We start from the raw sequence: 23,110 nt of genomic DNA, 5'->3' as shown, positions 1-23,110 counted from the left end.
AGGGCAGCTGTACGGACGGTGAGGAGATATTTAGGGGCAATGATGCGGAGTGTAAGCCTTTTATGGGGTGACAATAGAGTGGAAAGGAGATAAGAAAGTAAAAAGGACGTGCACAGGCACGTCCTTTGGGTAAGCTGATCTCAACCTCGAGTACTGCATTATTGTCTTAACCCGTTTTATTATTTTGACGAACTAAATATTTCAAATCCAGAACCTTATGCTGACACTGCAACCAGTCGGCGAAAGGTAATGCCTTGATCAGAACTATTGGAACTGATTAACTGTAAATTAAGCGGAAAATTTTAAAAGTAGAGAAAGCTGTAGTTTAAGTCATTTATGCAACATTATTCAGACGGCCCGAGATCAATAGTTTCGGTCATGGGTAAGGACAATGAAAGATAAGGCTGAAGAAAAATTACACCAAGCAAAGATAGCATTGTCTGCAGGGTAAAAAGCTGGTTGATACGGCAAACATATATCTGTATCTATTTTGAAAGGCTATATTGAGAAACTGCACATCACTCCATCAATGTCCACGAGATAAAGTATGACAAAAGGTTCGATCAAAGGCTACGGCAGAAAAATAGATAGCACCTAGAAAAACATCAGCTATAGACCTGCATTATTGAAAAGCCCTTTGCAATAACTCATTGACGAAAACGCAAATCAAACACAACCGAATATTTGTTGAAAAACCCGTTATGCAGTTGAACAAAGCTTTGTTACATTTCATTGTAAATCAGGCTGTGAACCTAATTTGCTTTAGGCAACATGGGTGTGCAACGCTATTCGAAAGCGATATGTTTGAATCGTTGAAGTGGTTAACAGCTTACTTGCGCTTGTTTGCTCCTACAAGATGCGAGCATTGGGAAGATAAAAGGGAGCTGTCAAGTCCCTGTGTTTGATTTTTGGCTGTTGGGGATGAAGGATTTTTTGCAAAGGTCTCAGACCGTCTGAAAACTTGAAAGAAGCAGCCGTCTGTTAAATATGCGATAATGCGGAAGATTTCATGGGTGTGGTAGAAACATGGTTGAGACTGTCCGGTGGGAATCATGCCGGACAACGATGAAATCGGTTTGCTTGAAACGCCCGCTTTGCGGGTTTTTTTATGGGAAGGAATGGTCATGCCTAATCCGCTTTATCGGCAACATATTATTTCAATTTCAGATTTGACGACAGAGCAGCTCGAATTGTTGCTTCAGACGGCCTTGAAGTTGAAAAAGCAGCCTCGTGAAGATTTGCTTGAGGGTAAATTAATTGGTTCGTGCTTTTTTGAACCCTCTACCCGTACGCGTTTGTCTTTTGAAACTGCGGTACAGCGTTTGGGTGGGAAAGTTATCGGTTTTTCCGATGGCGCGAATACCAGTGCGAAAAAGGGTGAAACGCTTGCGGATACAGCGAGGATTATTTCCAGCTATACGGATGCGATTATTCAGCGACACCCGAAAGACGGTGCGGCCCGTGTGGCGGCCGAGTTTTCGAGCGTGCCCGTGATTAATGCCGGCGATGGTACCAACCAACATCCGAGCCAGACACTTTTGGATTTGGTAACGATTTATGAAACGCAGGGCAGTTTGAGCAATTTGAAGATTGCGATGGCCGGTGATTTGAAATATGGCCGTACGGTACATTCATTATGTCAGGCATTGAAGCGTTGGGGTTGTGAATTTGCGTTTGTTTCCCCTCCCAGCTTGGCGATGCCGGACTATATCACTGAAGAGCTGGAAGAGGCCCGTTGCCCTTATCAAATTTTACCCGGCTTGGAAGAAGCGGTCGAATGGGCGGATATTTTGTACATGACCCGCGTTCAGCGCGAACGTTTTGATGAGCAGGAATTTGTCAAAATCCAGGGTAAATTCAATCTTGATGCGTCAATGTTGGCAAACGCCAAACCCAATTTGCGCGTCTTGCATCCTTTACCGAGGGTAGATGAAATTCATCCGGATGTGGATAAAACACCTCATGCCTATTATTTTGAACAGGCAACCAACGGCGTGTATGCACGGATGGCGATTTTGTCTTTGGTATTGAACGAAGAAGTTTAAGGAGCGAAAGATGGAAAACTCAAAACTCAGCGTTGAAGCGATTGAACAAGGTACGGTGATTGACCATATTCCTGCCGGTAAAGGCTTGGCCATTTTGAGGCAGTTTAAGTTGCTGCATTATGGCAGTGCGGTTACGGTCGGCTTTAATTTGCCCAGCAAAACGCAGGGAAGCAAAGACATTATCAAAGTCAGCGGCGTATGGTTGGATGCCAATGCGGCCAACCGTTTGGCTTTATTTGCTCCTGAAGCAGTGGTAAACAAAATTGATCAGTTTAAAGTGATCGACAAACAGCATTTGTCATTGCCGGACGAAATTTCGGAAGTATTCCGCTGCCCGAATACCAATTGTGCCAGTCATGGAGAGCCGGTCATCAGCCGTTTTTATGTCCGTTCACATAATGGTCAGACGCGTTTGAAATGCCATTATTGCGAAAAAACCTTCTCGCGTGATTCGGTTGCCGAAGCCTGATAAAAATCTCAGGCCGTCTGAAAATACGGCTATACGGTTTGAGTTGTCTGCTTGATACATTAGTTTCATAAAAAGCAAGATATTAAGCAAATTGCGTTAAAATTACGTTAAAATAATGCCTTCCGGGTTGATGACATTATTCGCCCGAAAGGCATTATTTTTTAATAACATGATACGAAATGTAGGAAAACTTATGCACTCATCCATACAAAGCCGGTTTGCCCCAATTTTATACGTTTTGATTTTCTTTGCCGGATTTTTGGCAGCACAAGTTTGGTTTAATCAGCAAGCCTATTTGACCAACCTTCCCCTTTTGGTCACTGCCATTTCTGCCGTTGCATTGGTTTGGTTGATTTGGGCTGTCGTCTCTGCGCGATCCAAAGCAAAAAGCAAGATGTTGCACCGTGAGCAGCTGATTCAAAAAGAGAGCATTCATCCTGTTTTGCATGCGACGTTGCAGCGTTCTGACGGTCAAACGGATTTATTGGTTTTGGTTGTCCGCAATAGCGGTAAGGGCTTGGCGAAGAATGTGCGTTTTGAGGCTGAGGCTTTGCCGGATCACTTGCCGAGCAAGCTGGTTGCCGATGCGGTTATGCGCTTGGAGATGTTTTCCGGCGGCGTGGATATGCTGGCATCGGGAGAATTGTATGGCGGCGTGTTTGCAAGCATGTTGGCGCTGGCTGCCGAATTGCCGGACCAAACATTCGGCGGAGTATTGAAACTGAAGGCCACTTATGAAAATGCTTTTGGTGATCAATGCACTTCTGAAAGCGTCTTGGATTTGAGCATACTGAATTTCAATCTGTCGGAAATTAGATCCAGTAGCGAGCAAAAGCCCCGCAAGAAATTGTTGTATTGATATACAAAATATGCAGGCCGTCTGAAACCGAAATACTTGGTTTGAGACGGCCTGTTGTTATTTTTCAAATGATTTTTGAAGAAAAAGAGGCGTATCGGGTATAATAATCAAAGAATTCGAAACGGATTGTCAGGATCGGCAAGCCGTCTCATCATTGTCGTATTTCAAAACCTTACTGATATTTTTTCAATAATCTGTTGCTATGTATCGGAACTTTTTCTGATGTTGGCACTGGCGAAATATTCCTTCAGCCATTTACTCTCAGGAAGCTGCTTATGTTAGTGTGTAATCCTTATGAAGTTGTGATCCATGGTACGACCAGCAAAGGCAAGATTTTCCGACCAAGCGACTGGGCGGAGCGCCTGTGCGGTATTTTGTCTTCCTTTACTAAAGACAACCGCCTTTCCTATTCGAATTGGGTGCGCCCTATTTTGGTGGATAATGTCCGTTGTGTAGCGGTCGATAAAAAGTTGGAAGAAGACAATCCGCAAATGTTCCGTTTCTTGATGGACTTTGCGGCGGATAATGATTTACGCGTGATTGACTGCAAAGCCTTGCTTAAAGAGCAAGAGAGCAAACAGCAGGGCGAAGTGCCGGTCGAGCGTGTTTTGTTGGCGCAGGCGATTGAAGAAAAACATGCCGCCGAGCGTGCGGAAGCGGCCAATGCGCAGCCTGAGCCTCAAGCTGCCGCGCCTGTGGTCGGCGTATTGCGTGAAATTCCGCCGGAAGAAACTGCAACCGCTTTTGCGGCACTGAGTATTTTGCGTTCTTCTTTGACCGATATTCACCGTTTCGTCGAACAAATCAACGAGCATCAACGCAAAACCGGCTACCGTCTGCTGGGTATTTTTGAAGAAGGCAAACAAAATGCCGTGGCCGTATGCGGTTTCCATACTGCACATAACTTGGCCAGTGGTTACCATATCCATATTGATGATCTCGTAACCATGCCGCAATGCCGCCAAAAAGGTTATGCTTCACGCTTGTTGGAAGAAGTACGTAAAATCGGTGCGGAAACGGGTGCGACCAAAATCCATCTGAATGTCCATGTGAACCATGACCGAGCAGATGCTCATCGTCTCTACTTCAAAAACGGATTTGAAATTTGTGCCTACCATTTCCGTTGCGATCCGAAATAATTTTTGTGGAAAGAGAGAAATCAATGTTGAAGATTTTGACCGCGGCTGTTTTGACACTGAGCTTGGCGGCCTGCGCATCAGGCAGCGGAGGCAGCTCGCAAATGTATGGTGAGATTAAGGCCGGTGTAGAAACCAGCCATCAACGTTGAGATATATAATGACAAGGCCGTCTGAAATAGGTTTTCCTGTTTCAGACGGCCTTTTTGCAGCTTGATTAGAGGGTCGTGGAGGTGTCGTCAGCGGCAACAGTCCGATGCAGGCGATACCAATTGTACAGGCGCAAGATGCACAAGAAAGCGATGATGGGCATACAGGCTGCGGTAACCAGATAACGCGGGTTGCTGAAGTTTAAAACATTGTGCCCGGAAAGCAGCGACAAAGCGGCATGCAACCATTCCCATAAAGAAGAAATGCTGAATGCCAAAACAGCCAACAGGCCGAGAGTTCGGAAAATGCCGATGGGCAGGATTTGTTGGCGTAATACAGCTCGGTTGAGTTGGAACAAGACAATCAAACCGAAGCCGATAATGCAGACCATGCCGCCGTTGGCGACGATTTGCAGGCTGTTGAAGGCAATGTCGGGCGTAACGGAAATTGTACCGGACTGGTTGGCGGCGGTTTGTTGCAAATTTAAGCCTTGCATGACATTGAGTACGAAACCGTAGATCAGGTCGGCCAAAACGATGCCGATGGGTAGTGGAGTCAAAAAACGTTTCATGGATCAGTTGAGTATTCTATTAGTATGAGGGAGGCCGTCTGAAAATCAAAAATGACGACGTGAGAGTGTATTGTATCCGATAGGAAAGTAGGTTAATGCAAAAATAAATTTAGTTTAAGTCAGAAAATGATGTAATTTTACGCCAACATTATTGCATTAAGAGTACAATCTTCTTCATTATCAAACGTGAAATCAACAGGAAAGGACGTTTACATGAGCCAATTGCAACGTGATTTAACCCGTATCAGCCACAATACCAAAATTGTTGCCACACTGGGTCCGGGCAGCAACAATGTACAATTGTTGGAAGACATGATCCGTGTCGGCGGCCTTAATGTCGTCCGTTTCAATTTCAGCCACGGTACGCCGGAGTTTCATGAAGAAAATGCCCGTATCGTACGCGAAGCCGCGAAACGTTCGGGTCAGGAAATCGCCATTCTTGCCGACTTGCAAGGTCCTAAAATCCGCGTGGGCAAAATTGCAGGTGGCAGCATCGAGCTGAATAAGGGTGAAACCTTGATTTTGGATGCCGCACTTGAAGGCGAAGGCACACGCGAAGCGGTGGGTTTGGACTACCGCGATTTGCCGAATGACGTCGTTGCCGGCGATGTTTTGTGGCTGGACGACGGCCTGTTGACTTTGACCGTTGAAGCGGTTGAAGGAAGTAAGATTATTACAAGAGTAGAAAACAGCCATGTGCTGAAAAGTAACAAAGGTATCAATAAACGCGGCGGCGGTCTGTCTGCCGGTGCGTTGACCGAAAAAGACTTCCGCGACTTGAAAACCGCGATTGCCATCGGTTGCGACTACTTGGCCATCAGCTTTGTGAAATCTGCCGAAGATTTGCACATCGCACGCGCCAAAGTCGAAGAAGAAATGAAAGGCAGTACAGCCGTACGCCCCGGTTTGGTTTCCAAAATCGAGCGCGTAGAAGCCATTGAAAACCTGGACGAAATCATCCTTGCCAGCGACGGTATTATGGTTGCCCGCGGTGACTTGGCGGTCGAAGTCGGACACGCAGCCGTCCCCGCCCTGCAAAAACGCATGATCCGCCGCGCCCGCGAGTTGCGCCGCTTCAGCATTACCGCAACTCAAATGATGGAATCCATGATTACCAACCCTGTACCGACCCGCGCGGAAGTCAGCGACGTGGCCAACGCAGTATTGGACGGTACCGATGCGGTGATGTGTTCCGCCGAAACCGCCGTCGGCGCGTATCCGTTTGAAACCGTCAGCCAAATGGCGATTATTTGTGCGGCTGCGGAAAAAGAACAAGATTCGCTCAACGGCGTTGCCGAACAGGTCGAGTATCCCGAAGCCGTCAGCACCAACTTGGCGATTGCCGGCGGTGCGGTCAGCGTGGCGCGAGCAGTTCACGCCAAAGCCATCGTTGCCCTGACTGAAAGCGGTTCGACCGCCTTCGAAGTCAGCCGCCACAACATCACCCTGCCGATTTTTGCCCTGACGCCGAGTGTTTCAGCGCAACGCCGCATGGCGATGTACCGCGGTGTACGTCCGTTGATTTTGGCAACCAGTACCGATCACGATACCGCGCTGAACGAAGTGGAAGCCATGCTGGTAGAACACAAAATCCTCCAAAGCGGCGACCAATACATCATCACCAGCGGTTCGCAAATGCGCGAATCCGGTTCGACCAATACGCTGGAAGTGTTGCAGGTTAAATAATTGCAGTGATCCAATGATTGGAAAAGCAGGCTGTTTCAGCCTGCTTTTTTTGTGTAAAAAAAGAAAAGATTAGGCAAAAATAATGATGTAGTATAGAATTGAGTGCCTATACTAAATCAATAAAGGACGTTTCAGACGGCCTTTTTCTTTGTCCGCTACTTTCACGGTAAACCAAAATGATTCATTTCAATCTGAAAAAAACAGCATTTATTTTAAGCGCAACACTGTTATCTACCGCCGTCCAAGCCTCCGGCTACCATTTCGGCACACAATCCGTTAACGCACAAGGCACGGCCAACGCTGCCGCCGCCGAAGCCGCCGATGCCTCAACTATTTTCTACAACCCGGCCGGTTTGAGCAAAATCGACAGCAGCCAAATTTCCGTCAACGCCAATATCGTTTTCCCAAGCATTCATTATGAGGCAGAATCTGCAAAACACTTCCGCACGGGTGCCGATGTCAGCGGCTCGACCAGCGGCAAAATTACCGAAACCACCGTTGCTCCACACATCTATGGCGCGTACAAAGCCAGCGACGATGTAACTTTGGGTTTGGGCGTGTACGTTCCTTTCGGTTCGGCAACCGAATACGAAAAAGATTCCGTCTTGCGCCACAACATCAACAAACTGGGTTTGACCACCATCGCCATCGAGCCGGTAGTCGCGTGGAAACTGAATGAGCAACACGCCGTCGGTGCTGGTTTGATTGCCCAATATTCCAAAGCCGAATTGCGCAAATACTCCGACTGGGACGCTTCCGGCGCCATCAGCCAGTTGGCCAGCGGCTTGGCTTCCCGTCAAGCAGGCCGTCCCGTTGCTGTCGATGCGACTGGCAAAGCTGACGGTCATGCCGATGTAAAAGGCCACGATTGGGGCTTTGGCTATCAATTGGCGTGGATGTGGGACATCAACGAGCGCGCACGCGTGGGTGTGAACTATCGTTCCAAAGTATCGCATACGCTGAAAGGCACTGCCGATTGGGAAGCGGACGGCGCATATGCAAAACGCGCTTGGGATTTGGGTGCAATGGCTGCACGCGGTTATGTGCCGAACGAAAAAGCCAGCGTCAAAATCGTAACGCCTGAGTCTTTGTCTGTTCACGGTATGTACCGCGCCACCGACAAAACCAACCTGTTCGGCGATGTGACTTGGACGCGCCACAGCCGCTTCAACAAAGCCGAGCTGGTGTTTGAAAACACCAAAAAAGTTGTCAACGGCCAATCTGATCGTACTGTCATCACGCCTAACTGGCGCAACACTTATAAAGTTGCATTCGGCGGCTCTTATCAAGTTACCGAACCATTGCAACTGCGTGCCGGTATCGCTTTCGACAAATCACCGGTTAAAAGCGCCGAGGACCGCATGAACAGCCTGCCTGACGGCAACCGTATCTGGTTCTCCGTCGGTGCCAAATATCAACTGGGTAAAAACCATGTTATCGATGCGGCGTACAGCCATATTCACATCAATGACACGGTTTACCGCACCGGCAAAGCCAGCGGCAACGACGTGGACAGCCGCGGTGCATCTTCTGCCCGCTTCAAAAACAAAGCGGACATCTTGGGCTTGCAATACACTTACAAATTCAAATAATCGGATTTGAGTTGTGGATAAAAAGGCCGTCTGAAGATTTCAGACGGCCTTTTTGATTGGTAGGAACAGATGGAGCAATCAATAAGCAATAAATAGCGTGCCGGACTTTCCATATTGCTGATTGGAATGGCAGAACGGCAAGACAATAGAAAAGGGGGACAGCCGATAAATAGCTGGAGAAATGAGATGTTGTTTGCGCTTTAAACAATATGTTACAGATTTCTTTATTTGCCGGATGGTGCTAAAAAAGCCCAATCAGCTGCGGACTTCCAGTTCGATTTCTCTTTCTTGTTCGTCTTCAGCCGGTTTGTCCATGGTTTTTTCATCAGCCATATTGTCCAAATCGCGGCCGGGTTCGGAAGCGGTATCGCCGATGGAAACGCTGTTCAGGCTTTCCAAAATAATGGCGGAGGCCAGATGGTCGGATGTGCGGTATACCATTGCCAAACCGATTTCTTCTGCCGGAATGGAAACCAATTCAACCGTATCTTTGTCTTTCGGCTTGCGAATCAGGTTGTTGGACAGATTGACACGGACTTGGCGGCCGCGTTTGTAGAGGCTGACCACCGTGCCTTTGTCCAGGCCGTCGAGTTCGCCTTTATCCAAAGTAATGGTTTGGAACTGGCCGGCTTCGCCCACGCCGTCGAAGATGGAAACGACTTTGGCCTGAATTGGACGGGCAGGGGCGTGAGGCATCACATTGAAGCTGTCGAGGCCTTCGGGCAGTTTCAGCAGATAGTCGTCTTTGCGGATTTCGGAAACGGCTTCTTCGATAACCAAAGGTTGCGCGGACTGGGTGCGCAGCTTCATGGCTTTGTTGACTTGGGTGTAATACTCGTTGCTTTTGAGTTTTTCGTCAGAAGCGCGGGTACGGTGTTCCAATGCGGAGTCGGTGTAAGGCAGCGTGTTGGCGATGCCGCTGAACACGACTTCTTGACCGAGGAATTTGCCGGTTTCCGGATCGGTGATGTTTTTATTGACGCGGTAGGTCAGGTAGCGGCCGGGTTCGGTCAGGCCGTATGCGTACACGCGGTTGCCTTGGGTGTAGAGGACGCGGTTGTCGGGGCCGGCAATCAGGCGCGGCGCGTTGGCGGTTTCTTCTGGAGCGATAATCTGCGGATGTTTCATGAACATGCGGTAGAGATTGACGTTGACAGTCGGAATGCCGTAGCCGGAAGTTTCGCGTACGCGCGGATGCAGTTTGATCACGGGAATGCCGTCTGAACGGGTTTGGGCATGTTCAAAACCCAGTCGTGGCTGGCCGTTGACGTAGCGTAAAACCAACACCTGACCCGGATAGATCAGATGCGGATTGCGGATGGCGTTGCGATTGGCGCCCCAAAGGCGGTTCCATTGCCATGGGCTGTACAGATATTTACCGGAAATACCCCACAAGGTATCGCCGTTTTTAACGACGTAGCGTTGCGGCGCATTGGGGCGGATTTTTAAAGAAGCTGCCTGAGTGTGGGCAGAAATAGCCATGCCTGCTATGCAAAGCAGGGTTATAATACGTTGTTGCATAACCGTTCCCCTTGAAATCGATTCGGTTTGTCTTCAGATGATAAACAGAGAAGGCTGGAGTTTGCGAAACTGCCGCCCATTCATCAATACGATAACGAACGGCCTCCGTCGCGCTATCTTAACATTTTTCGGCGTTATTTTAGCATTGAATGTTGCTGTCATGACAGGAGATTGTGGCGGCGGAAACCAAATCTGTATGAAAATCACACATCAGCTTTATAAAACGAGAATATTATGGCTTTACTGAACATCCTCCAATACCCTGACGAGCGTTTGCATACGGTCGCCAAACCTGTTGAAAAAATCGACGAGCGCATCCAGACATTGGTTGCCGATATGTTTGAAACCATGTACGAAGCACGCGGTATCGGCTTGGCGGCCACCCAGGTCGACGTACACGAGCGCATCGTCGTGATGGATTTGACCGAAGACCGCAGCGAGCCGCGCGTGTTTATCAATCCCGTCATTGTCGAAAAAGACGGCGAGACGACTTACGAAGAAGGCTGCCTGTCCGTGCCGGGCATTTACGATACCGTGACTCGTGCCGAGCGCGTCAAAGTTGAAGCCTTGAACGAAAAAGGCGAGAAATTCACACTGGAAGCAGACGGCCTGCTGGCAATCTGCGTGCAGCACGAATTGGACCACCTGATGGGCATCGTGTTTGTCGAACACTTGTCGCAGCTGAAACAAGGCCGCATCAAAACCAAACTGAAAAAACGTCAGAAACACACCATCTGACCTGCGCATCGCTTAAAGGCCGTCTGAAAAGACAAAACAGAAGGCAGACTTCGGTTTTCAATCTTTCAGACGGCCTTTTCAGCTGAAACAGTTTGCCCAACGCGCCCATTCAAACCATTTCCACAAGGACACAACATGAAAGTCATCTTTGCCGGTACGCCCGATTTTGCCGCCGCCGCCTTGAAAGCCATCGCCGCCGCAGGTTTTGAAATTCCGCTGGTGTTGACCCAGCCCGACCGCCCCAAAGGCCGCGGCATGCAGTTGACCGCATCGCCGGTCAAACAGGCTGCCTTGGAATTGGGTTTGACTGTGGCGCAGCCGGAAAAGTTGCGTAATAACGCCGAAGCCCTGCAAATGCTCAAAGATACGGGCGCAGATGTGATGGTAGTGGCCGCGTATGGCTTGATTTTGCCGCAGGATGTGTTGGATACGCCCAAACACGGCTGCCTCAATATCCACGCATCGCTGTTGCCCCGTTGGCGCGGCGCAGCACCGATTCAACGTGCGATTGAAGCCGGCGACGCCGAAACTGGCGTGTGCATCATGCAGATGGACATCGGCTTGGACACTGGCGATGTGGTCAGCGAACATCGCTACGCCATTCAACCTACGGATACTGCCAACGAAGTGCATGATGCGCTGATGGGTTTGGGTGCGGAAGCGATTGTGGCCGACTTGCAGCGTTTGCAGGCGGAAGGCCGTCTGAACGCGGTCAAACAGCCTGAAGAAGGCGTTACCTACGCCCAAAAATTAAGCAAAGAAGAGGCGCGTATCGATTGGAATGAAAGCGCGACTGTGATTGAGCGCAAAATCCGTGCTTTCAACCCTGTACCTGCCGCGTGGGTCGAGTATCAAGGCAAACCGCTGAAAATCTGGCGTGCCGAGGTAGTGTCCAAACAGGGTAAGGCTGGCGAAGTATTGTCCTGCACTTCAGACGGCCTGCTGGTGGCGTGCGGTGAAAATGCGCTGAACATTACCGAATTGCAGCCTTCCGGTAGCAAACGCATGAGCATACAGGCATTTGCGGCAGGCAGAACGATTGAAGTCGGAACGGTTTTGTAACAGGCTGGAAACCAACACAGAGGAAAGAAAACAATGGCTGTTTTTGAAGTGGTCGAGAGTGATATTACCCGATTGGCAGTCGATGCGATTGTCAATGCTGCCAATTCATCGCTGCTGGGCGGTGGCGGCGTGGACGGTGCGATACACCGCGTCGCGGGCAAAGAGCTGCTGGACGAGTGCCGAACTTTGGGCGGTTGCCGCACGGGCGAAGCCAAAATAACCAAAGGCTACCGTTTGCCTGCGCGTTTTGTCATTCATACGGTCGGGCCGGTATGGTTTGGCGGAAAACAAAATGAAGAGGCCAAATTGGCACAATCCTATGCCAATTCTTTGCTGCTTGCCCAGAAACACGATCTTCACAGCATCGCCTTTCCGTGCCTCAGCACCGGTGTGTACCGCTTCCCGGCCGAAGCCGCCGCGCGTATCGCTTTGGAGAGTTTGAAGCAAACCCTGCCGCACTGTCCGGCAGTGGAAAAAATCATCTTTTGCTGTTTTTCCAAAACAGATGCCGAATATTATCGGGCATTGCTGGCTGCCGAACAGGCCGTCTGAAATCCGCCGAACACTTGAAATCAAATTATGAATCAGAAAGCAAAAATATGAGTATGTCCCTCGCCCAAAAACTGGCCGCCGACAGCGTTGCCGCGGTTGCCGAAGGGCGCAATCTTCAGGATGTCTTGGCGGAAATCCGCGCGGCGCATCCGCAGCTGACGGCGCAGGAAAACGGCGCGTTGCAGGATATTGCCTACGGTTGCCAACGTTATTTGGGCAGTTTGAAGCACATGCTTGGTCAAATGTTGAAGAAGCCGATTGACAATCCGCAGCTTGAAAGCCTGCTTTTGGCGGCGATGTACCAACTGCATTACACGCGCAATGCGTCTCATGCCGTGGTCAATGAAGCGGTGGAAAGCATTGCCAAAATCGGTCGCGGCCAGTTCCGCTCGTTTGCCAATGCGATTTTGCGCCGCTTTTTGCGTGAACGCGACAAGCTCGCGGCTTCCTGCAAAAAAGACGATGTGGCGAAACACAATTTGCCGCTGTGGTGGGTGGCTTACTTGAAAAACCATTATCCGAAACATTGGCACAACATCACCACCGCGCTGCAATCGCATCCGCCGATGACTTTGCGCGTCAACCGTCGACACGTCAATGCCGAAAGTTATTTGGAAAAATTGGCTGCGGAAGGTATTCTGGCCAGGGCGTTGGACGAGTACGCCGTGATGTTGGAAGAAGCCGTGCCGGTAAACCGCCTGCCCGGTTTTTCAGACGGCCTGGTGTCGGTGCAGGATTTTGGTGCGCAACGTGCTGCCTATTTGTTGAACCCGAAAGACGGCGAACGCATCCTCGATGCCTGTGCGGCACCGGGCGGTAAGACGGGTCATATCTTGGAACTGGCAGATTGTCATGTTACCGCTTTGGATATAGACGAGGGCCGTCTGAACAGGGTGAAGAGCAATCTTGACCGTTTAGGCTTTCAGACGGCCTCTTTGACTTGTGCCGATGCGCAGGACTTGACAGCGTGGTATGATGGCAAGGCCTTTGACGCTGTCTTGGCAGATGTGCCGTGCACCGCTTCGGGTGTGGCGCGCCGCAATCCCGATGTCAAATGGCTACGCCGACCGACCGATGCCGTCAAAACTGCACGCCAACAGGAAGCATTATTAGACGCGCTGTGGCAGACCCTGACGAAAAACGGCAGGATGTTGCTGGCTACCTGCTCGGTCTTTGTCGAAGAAAACGACGGTCAGTTGCAAAAATTCCTTAACCGCCATGCCGATGCCGAGTTGATCGAATCGCATGTGCTTTTACCGAACAAACATCAAGATGGCTTTTATTACGCGCTTATTAAAAAGCAGTAAAACGCTGATTGTACCGCTCTTGCTCGCCGTGTCGTTGAATGCGGCGAGCGAGGGCATCAGTGCGACCCGTGCCGAGGCAAAGCTGACCCATGCCGGACAGCTTTCCGTCAGCAGCCGTTTCCGCACCGACCTGCCCGACCAGCTTAAAGAAGCACTCAAACAGGGCGTCCCCCTGCATTTCAATTTGAGTTGGCAGCTATCAGCGCCGTCCATGTCGTCTTATAAATTCAAGTTCGACCAGCTGCTCAACAACGACAGCACGATTCAATACAAATTGTCCTTCCATCCACTGACCAACCGCTATCGCGTTACCGTCGGTACGTTTTCTACCGAGTATGACACGCTTGAAACTGCCTTGCGCGCAGTGGGCGCGGTTGCGAATTGGAAGGTTTTGTCCAAAGGCGCGCTGAGTGATGTGGCCGCCAAAGACACGAAGGCTGAAATCCGCCTGCTGCTGACAACCGCCAAGCTGCCCAAACCGTTCCAAATCAATGCCCTGACGTCTAAAAACTGGCATTTGGATTCGGGTTGGAAATCCTTGTCGGTCGTGCAGGAGTAAACCATGCGCCGCTTTCTTCTGATTGCCGCCGTATTCGCCGTTGTTTTGTTGTACGGTCTGACTGTTGCAACGGGCAGCAGCAACGTATTGTCCGATTATTTCTGGTGGATTGTCGCCTTGTGCGGTTTGCTGTTGCTGGTGTTGGCAGCGGTGTTGGTGCGCTATGTCGTGCTTTTGATGCGCGACAACAGCAAAAGCGTGTTCGGTTCGCAGATTGCGCGTCGGCTGTCGGGGATGTTTACCTTGGTTGCCGTATTGCCGGGCGTGTTTTTGTTCGGTATTTCCGCCCAGTTTATTAACGGTACGATTAATTCTTGGTTTGGCAACGATACCCATGAGGCATTGGAGCGCAGCTTAAACTTGAGCAAATCCGCGCTGAACTTGGCGGTGGATAACGCTGTCAGCAACGCCACGCCGGTGCAGATCGACTTAATCAGCGCCGCTTCGCTGGACGGCAACTTGGGGCAAACGCTGACCCAATCCGCACTTACTGCCGACTTTGCCCAGCTGGCGCTTTATAACGCGACCACCCATAAAGCCGAGAAAAGCATCAATCCCCTGAAACTAAATCAACCCGAGCTTAACAAAGAAGGATGGGAGCAGCTGGAGCAGACCGGCTCGGTGCGCAGCTTGGAAAACATTGGCGGCGTGCTGTATGCTCAAGGCTGGATGCTGATCGGTACGCATAAAAATCAGGATTATGCGTTATTTTTCCGGCAGCCGATTCCGAAAGATGTTGCCCAAGACGCGACGTTGATTGAAGCGGCCCGCGCCAAATATGCCGAGCTGAGTTATACCAAAAAAGGCCTGCAAACCTTTTTCTTGTCCACGCTGTTGGTCGCGACATTGTTGGCTATCTTTTTGGCTTTGGTTATGGCTTTGTATTTTGCCCGTCGTTTTGTGGCACCGGTGTTGTCGTTGGCAGAGGGCGCGCGGGCGGTGGCTCAGGGTGACTTCAGCCAGACCCGGCCGGTATTCCGCAATGACGAGTTCGGCCGTTTGACCCAATTGTTCAACCACATGACCGAGCAATTGGCGATTGCCAAAGAGGCAGACGAGCGCAACCGTTTGCGCGAAGAAGCCGCCCGCCATTATTTGGAATGCGTGTTGGAAAGTTTGACCACAGGCGTGATTACTTTGGATGCCGATGGCCGTCTGAAAACCTTTAACAAGGCTGCCGAACAGATTTTGGGCGTTTCGCTGGTGTCTTTGTGGGGCAGCAACTGGCATCAATGGCACGGCAAATCGCCGCAGCAAACCCTGTTGGCCGATGTGTTTGCCGCCATTAATGAAACCGCCGACAGCGACAAACCCGTCCAAGTCGAATATGCCGCGCCCGACGATGCCCGAATCTTATTGGGCAAGGCCACCATCCTGCCGGAGGATAACGATAACGGCGTGGTGATGGTGATTGATGACATTACCGTCTTGATACGCGCGCAAAAAGAGGCCGCATGGGGCGAAGTGGCGAAACGCTTGGCGCATGAAATCCGCAATCCGCTTACGCCTATCCAGCTTTCTGCCGAGAGATTGGCATGGAAATTGCATGATAAACTTGACGAGCAAGACGCCCAAATCCTCAGCCGTTCAACCGATACCATCGTCAAACAGGTTGCCGCGCTGAAAGAAATGGTCGAAGCATTCCGCAATTATGCGCGTGCGCCATCGCTGAATTTAGAAAAACAAGATTTAAACGGTTTGGTGTCGGAAGTGTTGGTATTATATGAGGCCGGCGCGTGCAAATTTAATGCACGGCTCAACACGGATGCCCTGCCGATTGCCGCCGATACGACGGCCATGCGCCAAGTGTTGCATAACCTATTTAAGAATGCCGCAGAAGCGGCGGAGTCGGACGAAGCGCCGCAAGTAAACGTCGAAACAGGGCGCGAAGGCGGACAGGTTTTCCTGACCGTCTGCAACAACGGTAAAAGTTTCAGCAAAGAAATGCTGCACAATGCTTTTGAGCCGTACGTTACCGACAAACCGACAGGAACGGGTCTGGGTTTGCCCGTTGTGAAAAAAATTATCGAGGAGCATGGCGGCCGTATCAGCCTGAGCAATCAGAACAGCGGCGGCGCGTGTGTCAAAATAGCTTTACCGGAAATGGCAGAAACTTATGCGAAGCAGTGATATTTTGATTGTAGATGATGAAGTAGGCATCCGCGACCTGCTCTCCGAAATCCTTCAAGATGAAGGCTATACCGTTACTTTGGCTGAAAATGCCGAAGAAGCGCGCCAATTGCGTTATCAAACGCGTCCGGCCATGGTATTGCTGGACATTTGGATGCCTGATTGCGACGGCATCACTTTGTTGAAAGAGTGGGCGAAAAACGGCCAACTCAATATGCCTGTGGTGATGATGAGCGGCCATGCCAGCATTGACACCGCGGTTGAAGCCACCAAAATCGGCGCACTCGATTTTCTGGAAAAACCGATTGCCCTGCAAAAACTCTTGTCTGCGGTAGAACGCGCCTTGAAACATGGCGAAGTTCAGACGGCCTCCGGCATGACTTTGGACAAACTGGGCAACAGCCCTGTCATTCAAGAAATGAACGGCAGTATTGAAGCGGCCGCCAAACACAACCGCCCGCTGTTGTTGGCCGGTGAGGCTGGCTCGCCGTTTGAGATTGTCGCCCGCTATCTGCACAAAAGCGGTACGCCTTGGGTGGCAACCGACCGTGTCGAACACATTGTCGATACGCCGATGGAGCTGTTGCAAAAGGCATCAGGCGGTATTTTGTATGTCGGCGATATTGCCCGTTACAGCAAAAATATCCAAAACGGCATTGCTTTCTTGCTGGAAAAAGCCGACCGCTACAATGTCCGTGTGATTGCTTCATGCGGCTTTAAACGCGGTGAGAGCGCCGATGACGTTGTTGCCGGCCGACTGGCAGAGCTGTTGAAAGAGCGCATCAATGTTCCTTCTTTGCGCAGCCAACCGGACGACATCGTCTTTTTAATCAACCGCATCATGACTGATTTGGCCGAAAGTCAAAAAATCCAGCCGGTAAAATTCAGCGACAGCGCGTTGGTGGTTTTGCGCCAATACGATTGGCCGGGCAATTACGACCAGCTTGCCGAAACGGTGAAAAACATCATGTTGGAATCGGACGGCAAAGAAGTGGACGAGCAGGCTGTTGCCGTGGCTTTGGGTCAGAAGGAAAACGCGACGGCGACAGAAATCATCGGCGGCTTCAATTTCAATATGCCTTTGCGCGAATTGAGGGAAGAAGTCGAGCGCCGCTACTTTGAGTACCACATCGCCCAAGAAGGCCAAAATATGAGCCGCGTGGCGCAAAAGGTCGGTTTGGAGCGTACACACCTTTACCGCAAACTCAAACAACTCGGTATCAGCGTATCGCGCCGCAGCGCCGACAAATCCGAAGAATAAGCGCAATATCGGTTCAAACACAAAAGAGGCCGTCTGAAAGCCATCAGGTTTTTCAGACGGCATCGTCATTTGACGGTTTGCTTAGACAAGCAATACTTTATAAAAATAATGATATGGCTAGGCATTGTTATTTTGCCTTTTAAGCCGACAGAAGTTTTATATCAATAAAATTTTCAGACGGCCTTGATTTACTTCAGGCCGTCTGAAAAACCATTACGAAAAGGGAACAGATTGATGACGGAAAACGAGCGTTTTGCTTGGTTGCAATTGGCATTTACGCCCTATATCGGCGCAGAAAGTTTTTTGGTGCTGTTGCAACAATTCGGTAGCGCACAAGCTGCCTTGAGTGCGCCGGCAGACAAAATTGCCGCCCTGGTACGCCATAAACAGGCGGCCGAGTCATGGCGCAATGCGGACAAACGGGCAGTGGCGCAGCGGTCTGCCGAAGCCGCTTTACAATGGGAAATGCAGGACGGTTGCCGTCTGTTGCTGCTGCAAGATGATGATTTCCCCGAAATGCTGACACAAGGAATTACCGCGCCGCCGGTTTTGTTTTTACGCGGCAATGCAGAGTTGTTGCATACACCTTCTGCCGCGATTGTCGGCAGCCGCCATGCCACGCCACAGGCAATGCGGATTGCCAAAGATTTCGGCAGGGCATTGAGTGAAAAAGGCATTCCCGTCGTATCGGGTATGGCTTCGGGTATTGACACCGCCTCCCATCAGGGCGCATTGCAGGCAGATGGCGGCACTATTGCCGTCTGGGGAACCGGTATAGACCGCATTTATCCGCCATCCAATAAAAACCTTGCTTATGAAATTGCTGAAAGGGGATTGATTGTCAGCGAGTTCCCTTTAGATACGCGTCCGTTTGCAGGCAATTTTCCGCGTCGCAACCGTCTGATTGCCGCGTTATCGCAGCTGACATTGGTGGTAGAAGCGGCATTGGAATCCGGCTCATTGATTACTGCCAAGCTGGCGGCGGAGATGGGGCGCGAAGTGATGGCGGTGCCCGGGTCGATAGACAATCCGCATAGCAAAGGCTGCCACAAGCTGATTAAAGACGGGGCAAAACTGGTGGAATGTCTGGACGATATTCTCCATGAGTGTCCGCAGCTATTGCAAAATACGCCTGTTCCATCATATTCTATAAATAAGACGGTAAAACCGAAAAACGATCAAACCAAACATCTGCAACAAAAAACAATAGCGGATGAACCGCAAAGGCCGTCTGAAAACCTACCTGCCGCCCCATCAACAAGCGCTTTATTGGAAGCAATGGGTTACGACCCGATACATCCCGATATTTTGGCGCAACAAACCAATACGGCAGCGGCAGACGTGTACGCACAGCTTTTGGAATACGAACTTGACGGTATCGTCGCCGCTTTGCCGGGCGGCCGTTACCAGCGCATCAAAGCATAAATTATCTATATTTAAGGAACCAGCATGACCGAAGTCATTGCCTATTTAATCGAACACTTCCAAGATTTCGACAACTGTCCGCCTCCGGAAGATTTGGGTCGCCTGCTGGAAGATGCAGGTTTTGACGCTACGGAAATCGGCAATACATTGATGATGATGGAAGTCTTGTTCAATACGTCCGAATTTTATGCCGAGCCGTTTAACAGCGATTCCCTGCGCGTATTCTGCCGTGAAGAAGCTGAAAACCTGCCGCAGGAAGTCATGGGCTTGATGCAGTATCTGGTTGCCGAACACGCAATTACTTATGAGCAACGCGAAATCGTCATTCACGCCCTGATGCATATTCCATCGGACGAAATTACCCTCGATACCGCCAAAGTGTTGGTATTGCTGGTGTTGTGGATGCACAAGAGCGAGTTGCCCGTCCTGATAGGCGACGACTTGATGAGTGCATTGACCGGACAAAACGTGATGCACTAAAACCTTTTTTCAGACGGCCTCAATAATAAAGGCCGTCTGAAACATAAATCCAATACATCCAAAAGAGAACAACAATGGCGAAAAACCTATTAATCGTCGAATCCCCGTCCAAAGCCAAAACCCTGAAAAAATATCTGGGCGGTGATTTTGAAATCTTGGCGTCTTACGGCCACGTCCGCGATTTGGTTCCGAAAAGCGGAGCAGTCGATCCCGACAATGGCTTTGCCATGAAATACCAATTGATCAGCCGCAACAGCAAACACGTTGATGCCATCGTTGCCGGTGCCAAAGAAGCTGAAAACATCTACCTTGCAACTGACCCGGATAGGGAAGGCGAAGCCATTTCTTGGCATCTTTTGGAAATCCTCAAATCCAAACGCGGCTTGAAAAACATTAAGCCGCAGCGTGTCGTGTTTCACGAAATCACCAAAAACGCCGTGCTCGATGCGGTTGCCCATCCGCGCGAAATCGAAATGGACTTGGTCGATGCGCAACAAGCCCGTCGTGCTTTGGACTATCTTGTAGGTTTCAACCTCTCGCCATTATTGTGGAAAAAAATCCGCCGCGGTTTGAGTGCAGGCCGTGTGCAAAGCCCTGCTTTGCGCCTGATTTGCGAACGCGAAAACGAAATCCGCGCGTTTGAAGCGCAGGAATATTGGACGGTGCATCTCGACAGCCACAAAGGCCGCAGTAAGTTTACCGCCAAACTCGCCCAATACAACGGCGCAAAACTCGAACAATTCGACCTGCCGAATGAAGCTGCGCAAGCCGATGTGTTGAAAGAACTCGAAGGCAAAGAGGCCGTCGTTACCGCCATTGAAAAGAAAAAGCGCAGCCGCAATCCTGCCGCGCCGTTTACGACATCAACCATGCAGCAGGATGCTGTGCGCAAACTCGGCTTTACCACCGACCGCACCATGCGTACCGCCCAACAGCTTTATGAAGGTATAGACGTAGGGCAGGGCGCCATCGGTCTGATTACCTATATGCGTACCGACAGCGTGAATTTGGCTGATGAAGCGTTAACCGAAATCCGCCATTACATCGAAAACAAAATCGGCAAAGAATATCTGCCGAGTGCCGCCAAGCAGTACAAAACCAAATCCAAAAACGCCCAAGAAGCACACGAAGCGATCCGTCCGACTTCCGTGTACCGCACGCCCGAAAGCGTCAAACCCTTCTTGAGCGCAGACCAGTTCAAACTGTACCAAATGATTTGGCAGCGCACCGTTGCCTGTCAGATGACGCCCGCCAAATTCGACCAAACCACCGTCGATATTACCGTCGGAAAAGGCGTATTCCGCGTAACCGGACAAGTGCAAACCTTCGCAGGCTTTTTGAGCGTGTATGAAGAAAGCAGTGACGACGAAGAGAGTGAAGACAGCAAAAAACTGCCCGAAATGAGCGAAGGCGATAAATTGCCGGTTGACAAACTTTACGGCGAACAACACTTCACCACTCCGCCGCCGCGCTACAACGAAGCCACGTTGGTTAAAGCTCTCGAAGAATACGGCATTGGTCGCCCTTCAACCTACGCCAGTATCATCTCCACGCTCAAAGACCGCGAATACGTTACCCTTGAGCAAAAACGCTTCATGCCTACCGATACAGGCGACATCGTCAATAAATTCTTGACCGAACACTTCGCCCAATACGTCGACTACCACTTTACCGCCAAACTCGAAGACCAGCTTGACGAAATTGCCAACGGCAAACGCCAATGGATTCCCGTGATGGACAAATTCTGGAAGCCGTTCATCAAGCAAGTGGAAGAAAAAGAAGGCATCGAACGCGCCAAATTTACCACGCAGGAACTTGACGAAACCTGTCCGAAATGCGGCGAACACAAACTGCAAATCAAATTCGGCAAAATGGGTCGTTTCGTCGCGTGTGCCGGTTATCCCGAGTGCAGCTACACGCGCAATGTCAATGAAACTGCAGAGGAAGCTGCTGAACGCATCGCCAAAGCGGAAGCAGAACAAGCCGAACTTGACGGACGCGAATGCCCGAAATGCGGCGGTCGTCTGGTGTACAAATACAGCCGTACCGGCAGCAAATTCATCGGTTGCGCCAACTATCCGAAATGCAAACACGTTGAACCGCTGGAAAAACCGAAAGATACCGGTGTCCAATGCCCGCAATGCAAAAAAGGCAACCTCGTCGAGCGCAAATCCCGTTACGGCAAACTGTTTTACAGTTGCAGTACCTATCCCGACTGCAACTACGCCACATGGAATCCACCCATTGCAGAAACCTGTCCAAAATGCGCATGGCCGGTTTTGACCATCAAAACCACCAAACGCTGGGGCGTGGAAAAAGTCTGCCCGCAAAAAGAATGCGGCTGGAAAGAACAGATTGAACCGCCTGCACCGAAGGAATAATTTGTTAAAGCTTGGATAGAAAAAGGCCGTTTGAAAAATGATTTTCAGACGGCTTTTTGTATTGAAAAGATAAAGGGGAATACGGTTTGATAGCAGTTTCACTATATAATTGAGGCCGTCTGAAAAATCGGCATCTTTTTAAGAATTATGGCAAACAACAAACATTCCAAACACAGCAATCAAGTACGTATCATTGGCGGACAATGTAGGGGACGAAAGTTAACATTTTTATCTGCAGATGGTCTGCGCCCGACACCTGACAGCGTGCGTGAAAAATTGTTTAACTGGCTGGGTCAGGATTTAACCGGTAAAACAGTATTGGATTTATTCAGCGGTAGCGGTGCTTTGGGAATGGAGGCTGCTTCTCGTAATGCGGCAAAAGTGGTAATGGTCGATAACCACCGCCAAACTGTTCAAACGCTTCAGAAAAATATCCGAGAATTAGGTTTGAAACAAGTAGAAATCGTGTGTTCAGACGGCATGGCTTATCTGGCAAGGCCGTCTGAAAAATTTGATGTCGTATTTCTTGATCCGCCGTTTGCATGGGAAGATTGGCAAAATCTGTTTATCCGATTGCAAAGCCACTTGAAAAATGGGGCAATGGTCTATATTGAAGCAAGAAAGCTGCCTGAAAAACCGGATTGGCTGGAAATTTATCGGGAAGGAAAGGCGGGAATGAGTAGGTTTGAATTGTTGCTCTATTTGCAAGTTGCTGAATAGTATGGAATTTGAGAATCATTCCCAAGGTGTAAAACATTCTTTCAAACGGATTGTTCCGACGTCATTTGTGCTATAATCCGCGCCCAATCGGTTTTGATAATTTAAGAAAAAAGGAAATAGAAATGTCGCTCTTTATTACAGATGAGTGCATTAACTGCGATGTGTGCGAGCCGGAATGCCCTAATGATGCCATTTCGCAAGGTGAAGAAATTTACGAAATCAATCCAAATTTGTGTACGCAATGTGTGGGCCATTACGATGAGCCGCAGTGCCAACAGGTATGTCCTGTCGACTGTATCTTGATCGATGAAGAACATCCTGAAACGCACGAAGAACTGATGGCCAAGTACGAAAAAATCATTCAGTTTAAGTAAATAGTGTTTAAAAGCAAAAGCTTGGATATTTTTAAAGAAATAAATGAAAAAAAATCTTGACGGAAATCTGAGTTGCCAATAAACTAGTGTTC

20 protein-coding genes and 2 pseudogenes are annotated in these 23,110 nt (G+C 49.8%); 20 read left to right on the top strand and 2 right to left on the bottom strand.

Translation table 11 applies throughout. The features are described from left to right. Nucleotides 1-1,124: 1,124 nt before the first annotated feature. From pyrB to DBY95_RS10770, 5 genes are all read left to right on the top strand, one after another. The gene (pyrB, locus tag DBY95_RS10360; protein WP_107724238.1) at nt 1,125-2,045 is read left to right on the top strand and encodes an aspartate carbamoyltransferase; all 921 of its coding nucleotides are present in this window, start codon (nt 1,125-1,127) and stop codon (nt 2,043-2,045) included. A gap of 10 nt (nt 2,046-2,055) precedes the next feature. Beyond that, a complete protein-coding gene (pyrI, locus tag DBY95_RS10355) occupies nt 2,056-2,514 on the top strand; it encodes an aspartate carbamoyltransferase regulatory subunit (RefSeq protein WP_003684689.1) in 459 nt (152 codons plus the stop codon). Between the two features lie 193 nt (nt 2,515-2,707). Beyond that, nucleotides 2,708-3,373 (top strand): hypothetical protein, encoded by a 666-nt coding sequence (locus tag DBY95_RS10350; protein WP_107724237.1) that lies wholly within the window; start codon nt 2,708-2,710, stop codon nt 3,371-3,373. A 275-nt stretch (nt 3,374-3,648) separates the two neighbouring features. Next, nucleotides 3,649-4,512 (top strand): GNAT family N-acetyltransferase, encoded by an 864-nt coding sequence (locus DBY95_RS10345; protein ID WP_049331270.1) that lies wholly within the window; start codon nt 3,649-3,651, stop codon nt 4,510-4,512. 23 nt (nt 4,513-4,535) lie between these two features. Beyond that, a complete protein-coding gene (locus DBY95_RS10770; RefSeq protein ID WP_003684698.1) occupies nt 4,536-4,661 on the top strand; it encodes a hypothetical protein in 126 nt (41 codons plus the stop codon). Nucleotides 4,662-4,726: 65 nt separating this feature from the next. Here the strand turns inward: DBY95_RS10770 and DBY95_RS10340 are convergent, their stop codons facing one another. Continuing rightward, nucleotides 4,727-5,230 (bottom strand): hypothetical protein, encoded by a 504-nt coding sequence (locus tag DBY95_RS10340; protein ID WP_049336347.1) that lies wholly within the window; start codon nt 5,228-5,230, stop codon nt 4,727-4,729. A gap of 213 nt (nt 5,231-5,443) precedes the next feature. Between DBY95_RS10340 and pyk the strand changes: the two genes are divergently transcribed. Both pyk and DBY95_RS10330 read left to right on the top strand, forming a co-directional pair. After that, nucleotides 5,444-6,916, top strand: a complete 1,473-nt coding sequence (gene pyk / locus DBY95_RS10335; protein ID WP_107724236.1) for a pyruvate kinase — start codon at nt 5,444-5,446, stop codon at nt 6,914-6,916. Nucleotides 6,917-7,092: 176 nt separating this feature from the next. Then, nucleotides 7,093-8,508, top strand: coding sequence for an OmpP1/FadL family transporter (locus DBY95_RS10330; RefSeq protein ID WP_107724235.1), 1,416 nt, complete (start codon nt 7,093-7,095; stop codon nt 8,506-8,508). A 255-nt stretch (nt 8,509-8,763) separates the two neighbouring features. On the opposite strand, the gene DBY95_RS10325 is transcribed toward DBY95_RS10330, so the two are convergent. Then, nucleotides 8,764-10,029: a LysM peptidoglycan-binding domain-containing protein gene (locus DBY95_RS10325; protein WP_107724234.1), complete on the bottom strand. Its 1,266-nt coding sequence runs from the start codon at nt 10,027-10,029 to the stop codon at nt 8,764-8,766. A gap of 234 nt (nt 10,030-10,263) precedes the next feature. On the opposite strand from DBY95_RS10325, the gene def reads away from it, so the two are divergent. From def to DBY95_RS10265, 13 genes and pseudogenes are all read left to right on the top strand, one after another. Beyond that, nucleotides 10,264-10,767: a peptide deformylase gene (gene def / locus DBY95_RS10320; RefSeq protein WP_003678675.1), complete on the top strand. Its 504-nt coding sequence runs from the start codon at nt 10,264-10,266 to the stop codon at nt 10,765-10,767. 135 nt (nt 10,768-10,902) lie between these two features. Beyond that, nucleotides 10,903-11,829 carry a methionyl-tRNA formyltransferase gene (gene fmt, locus DBY95_RS10315; RefSeq protein WP_107724233.1) on the top strand — a complete coding sequence of 309 codons (927 nt, stop codon included), beginning with the start codon at nt 10,903-10,905 and terminating at the stop codon, nt 11,827-11,829. A 33-nt stretch (nt 11,830-11,862) separates the two neighbouring features. Further along, the gene (locus DBY95_RS10310) at nt 11,863-12,381 is read left to right on the top strand and encodes an O-acetyl-ADP-ribose deacetylase (protein ID WP_107724232.1); all 519 of its coding nucleotides are present in this window, start codon (nt 11,863-11,865) and stop codon (nt 12,379-12,381) included. Nucleotides 12,382-12,428: 47 nt separating this feature from the next. Further along, nucleotides 12,429-13,688 (top strand): 16S rRNA (cytosine(967)-C(5))-methyltransferase RsmB, encoded by a 1,260-nt coding sequence (gene rsmB, locus DBY95_RS10305; protein WP_107724231.1) that lies wholly within the window; start codon nt 12,429-12,431, stop codon nt 13,686-13,688. Beyond that, the gene (locus DBY95_RS10300) at nt 13,654-14,247 is read left to right on the top strand and encodes a DUF4390 domain-containing protein (RefSeq protein WP_107724230.1); all 594 of its coding nucleotides are present in this window, start codon (nt 13,654-13,656) and stop codon (nt 14,245-14,247) included. Before rsmB ends, DBY95_RS10300 begins: the two co-directional genes overlap by 35 nt. 3 nt (nt 14,248-14,250) lie before the next feature. Further along, entirely contained in the window at nt 14,251-16,377 is a 2,127-nt protein-coding gene (locus DBY95_RS10295) for a sensor histidine kinase (protein ID WP_107724229.1), read from the top strand. Further along, on the top strand, nt 16,364-17,638 hold the full coding sequence (locus DBY95_RS10290; RefSeq protein ID WP_107724228.1) for a sigma-54-dependent transcriptional regulator: 1,275 nt from the start codon (nt 16,364-16,366) through the stop codon (nt 17,636-17,638). The genes DBY95_RS10295 and DBY95_RS10290 overlap by 14 nt, the downstream gene beginning before the upstream one ends. Nucleotides 17,639-17,872: 234 nt before the next feature. Continuing rightward, a pseudogene (gene dprA / locus DBY95_RS10285) lies at nt 17,873-18,803 on the top strand (DNA-processing protein DprA); the annotation flags it as partial. 104 nt (nt 18,804-18,907) lie between these two features. Beyond that, nucleotides 18,908-19,063 (top strand): annotated as a pseudogene (locus tag DBY95_RS10790) (DNA-processing protein DprA); the annotation flags it as partial. A gap of 24 nt (nt 19,064-19,087) precedes the next feature. Further along, nucleotides 19,088-19,543 (top strand): DUF494 family protein, encoded by a 456-nt coding sequence (locus tag DBY95_RS10280; RefSeq protein WP_003749244.1) that lies wholly within the window; start codon nt 19,088-19,090, stop codon nt 19,541-19,543. Between the two features lie 74 nt (nt 19,544-19,617). Next, nucleotides 19,618-21,924, top strand: coding sequence for a type I DNA topoisomerase (gene topA, locus DBY95_RS10275; RefSeq protein WP_107724226.1), 2,307 nt, complete (start codon nt 19,618-19,620; stop codon nt 21,922-21,924). A 147-nt stretch (nt 21,925-22,071) separates the two neighbouring features. After that, nucleotides 22,072-22,644 (top strand): 16S rRNA (guanine(966)-N(2))-methyltransferase RsmD, encoded by a 573-nt coding sequence (gene rsmD / locus DBY95_RS10270; RefSeq protein WP_107724225.1) that lies wholly within the window; start codon nt 22,072-22,074, stop codon nt 22,642-22,644. Nucleotides 22,645-22,766: 122 nt separating this feature from the next. Next, the gene (locus DBY95_RS10265; protein WP_003679513.1) at nt 22,767-23,018 is read left to right on the top strand and encodes a YfhL family 4Fe-4S dicluster ferredoxin; all 252 of its coding nucleotides are present in this window, start codon (nt 22,767-22,769) and stop codon (nt 23,016-23,018) included. Nucleotides 23,019-23,110 lie beyond the last annotated feature (92 nt).

Source organism: Neisseria subflava, assembly GCF_003044935.1.
Classification (GTDB): domain Bacteria; phylum Pseudomonadota; class Gammaproteobacteria; order Burkholderiales; family Neisseriaceae; genus Neisseria; species Neisseria subflava_E.
The sequence above is the reverse complement of the archived record's forward strand: the minus strand, read 5'-3'. Positions and strand labels throughout refer to the sequence as shown.

Excerpts from the sequence above, each read along its gene's own strand:
- pyrB (WP_107724238.1), top strand. The coding sequence starts at position 1,125 with ATGCCTAATCCGCTTTATCGGCAACATATTATTTCAATTTCAGATTTG.
- DBY95_RS10290 (WP_107724228.1), top strand. The coding sequence starts at position 16,364 with ATGCGAAGCAGTGATATTTTGATTGTAGATGATGAAGTAGGCATCCGC.
- def (WP_003678675.1), top strand. The coding sequence starts at position 10,264 with ATGGCTTTACTGAACATCCTCCAATACCCTGACGAGCGTTTGCATACG.
- DBY95_RS10345 (WP_049331270.1), top strand. The coding sequence starts at position 3,649 with ATGTTAGTGTGTAATCCTTATGAAGTTGTGATCCATGGTACGACCAGC.
- DBY95_RS10295 (WP_107724229.1), top strand. The coding sequence starts at position 14,251 with ATGCGCCGCTTTCTTCTGATTGCCGCCGTATTCGCCGTTGTTTTGTTG.
- DBY95_RS10300 (WP_107724230.1), top strand. The coding sequence starts at position 13,654 with ATGGCTTTTATTACGCGCTTATTAAAAAGCAGTAAAACGCTGATTGTA.
- DBY95_RS10310 (WP_107724232.1), top strand. The coding sequence starts at position 11,863 with ATGGCTGTTTTTGAAGTGGTCGAGAGTGATATTACCCGATTGGCAGTC.
- pyk (WP_107724236.1), top strand. The coding sequence starts at position 5,444 with ATGAGCCAATTGCAACGTGATTTAACCCGTATCAGCCACAATACCAAA.
- DBY95_RS10770 (WP_003684698.1), top strand. The coding sequence starts at position 4,536 with ATGTTGAAGATTTTGACCGCGGCTGTTTTGACACTGAGCTTGGCGGCC.
- DBY95_RS10265 (WP_003679513.1), top strand. The coding sequence starts at position 22,767 with ATGTCGCTCTTTATTACAGATGAGTGCATTAACTGCGATGTGTGCGAG.
- DBY95_RS10340 (WP_049336347.1), bottom strand. The coding sequence starts at position 5,230 with ATGAAACGTTTTTTGACTCCACTACCCATCGGCATCGTTTTGGCCGAC.
- pyrI (WP_003684689.1), top strand. The coding sequence starts at position 2,056 with ATGGAAAACTCAAAACTCAGCGTTGAAGCGATTGAACAAGGTACGGTG.
- DBY95_RS10280 (WP_003749244.1), top strand. The coding sequence starts at position 19,088 with ATGACCGAAGTCATTGCCTATTTAATCGAACACTTCCAAGATTTCGAC.
- DBY95_RS10325 (WP_107724234.1), bottom strand. The coding sequence starts at position 10,029 with ATGCAACAACGTATTATAACCCTGCTTTGCATAGCAGGCATGGCTATT.
- rsmD (WP_107724225.1), top strand. The coding sequence starts at position 22,072 with ATGGCAAACAACAAACATTCCAAACACAGCAATCAAGTACGTATCATT.
- DBY95_RS10350 (WP_107724237.1), top strand. The coding sequence starts at position 2,708 with ATGCACTCATCCATACAAAGCCGGTTTGCCCCAATTTTATACGTTTTG.
- topA (WP_107724226.1), top strand. The coding sequence starts at position 19,618 with ATGGCGAAAAACCTATTAATCGTCGAATCCCCGTCCAAAGCCAAAACC.
- rsmB (WP_107724231.1), top strand. The coding sequence starts at position 12,429 with ATGAGTATGTCCCTCGCCCAAAAACTGGCCGCCGACAGCGTTGCCGCG.
- DBY95_RS10330 (WP_107724235.1), top strand. The coding sequence starts at position 7,093 with ATGATTCATTTCAATCTGAAAAAAACAGCATTTATTTTAAGCGCAACA.
- fmt (WP_107724233.1), top strand. The coding sequence starts at position 10,903 with ATGAAAGTCATCTTTGCCGGTACGCCCGATTTTGCCGCCGCCGCCTTG.